This is a genomic window from Luteimonas sp. 8-5 (assembly GCF_029763755.1).
GTDB lineage: Bacteria > Pseudomonadota > Gammaproteobacteria > Xanthomonadales > Xanthomonadaceae > Cognatiluteimonas.
Map to the genome: position 1 here is coordinate 1 of NZ_JARUVM010000087.1, position 980 is coordinate 980.

General features: G+C 70.0%; 1 protein-coding gene, 1 tRNA gene and 1 pseudogene. 1 reads left to right on the forward strand and 2 read right to left on the reverse strand.

The features are described 5' to 3' along the window. Window positions 1-182: 182 nt before the first annotated feature. A tRNA-Ala gene (locus tag QAA18_RS09600) sits at window positions 183-258 on the forward strand. Window positions 259-342: 84 nt separating this feature from the next. On the opposite strand, the gene QAA18_RS09605 is transcribed toward QAA18_RS09600, so the two are convergent. Then, window positions 343-699, reverse strand: coding sequence for a PilZ domain-containing protein (locus QAA18_RS09605; RefSeq protein ID WP_279412707.1), 357 nt, complete (start codon window positions 697-699; stop codon window positions 343-345). Further along, window positions 696-980: pseudogene (locus QAA18_RS09610) on the reverse strand (DNA polymerase III subunit delta'); the annotation flags it as partial. The pseudogene QAA18_RS09610 and the gene QAA18_RS09605, both read right to left, overlap by 4 nt.

Sequence of the window (980 nt, forward strand, 5' to 3'; positions counted from 1 at the left end):
GGCGTGCTCGCCTCGCGCCGCTGGCTGCAGCAGCTGCTCGATGCACGCGCCGATGGCGACGGTGGCCGTTGGCCCGGTCCGCTGGCGGGTTGGCGGCGTGCCCTGCTCGAGCCGCGGCTGGGGCCGCTGATGGCGAAAACCGCTGGCGACGGCGCCGGGCCATCCGTATAATCGCCAGCTTCGGGGCGGTAGCTCAGCTGGGAGAGCGTCGCGTTCGCAATGCGAAGGTCGAGGGTTCGATCCCCTTCCGCTCCACCAATTCGAAAGCTAAAGATCAAAAGCAAAGGCCCGGCAATGCCGGGCCTTTTCTTTTTGCGATCCGGTCGCGCGCAAGGCGCGCTCCTACATGGTCGCGGTGGGCTTCTCGGCGTTGAGGCCGGCGATGAGGGCTTCGATCTTGGAGCGCGCGACTTCGCCTTCACCGCCGTCGGCGAACTGCACGCCCACGCCCGCCGAACGGTTGCCCTGCGCGCCGGCCGGGGTCACCCACACGACCTTGCCGGGCACGCCGAGCTTCTCGCTGGAGTCGGGCAAGGTCAGCAGCAGGAAGACTTCGGAGCCCAGGTCGAAGCGCTTGTTGGTGGCGACGAACAGCCCGCCCGATTTCACGTACGGCATGTAGGCGGCATACAGGTGCGCCTTGTCCTTCATCGCGACCGGCAGGATGCCCTGGCGACCGCCCCCTGTGTTTGCACTCATCGCTGTCCTCCCGTGGCGCGCGGCCAGGCCAGCAGCAACTCGGCCATGGCGAGGTCGGTCCGTACCGTGGTGCGCAGCAGCGCGGCGGTACGGTTGGCCGCGTCGAACCAGGACGCCAGCCTGCGGGTTCGCCCGGCATCGGTCAAGCGCGCGGCCTGCTCCAGGGCCAGGTCGGCGGCAAAGCGCAGGCGCAGCGCCGACTGCTCGTCGCCGGCCCAGCGCTGCGCGGTGGCAGCCGGCGAGCCTTCACCGCGGTCCAGCGCCGCCAGGTCGGCCACCAC

What these genes read in the sequence shown, in the direction of transcription:
- QAA18_RS09605 (WP_279412707.1), bottom strand. Translation starts at nt 699, where the DNA reads ATGAGTGCAAACACAGGGGGCGGTCGCCAGGGCATCCTGCCGGTCGCG.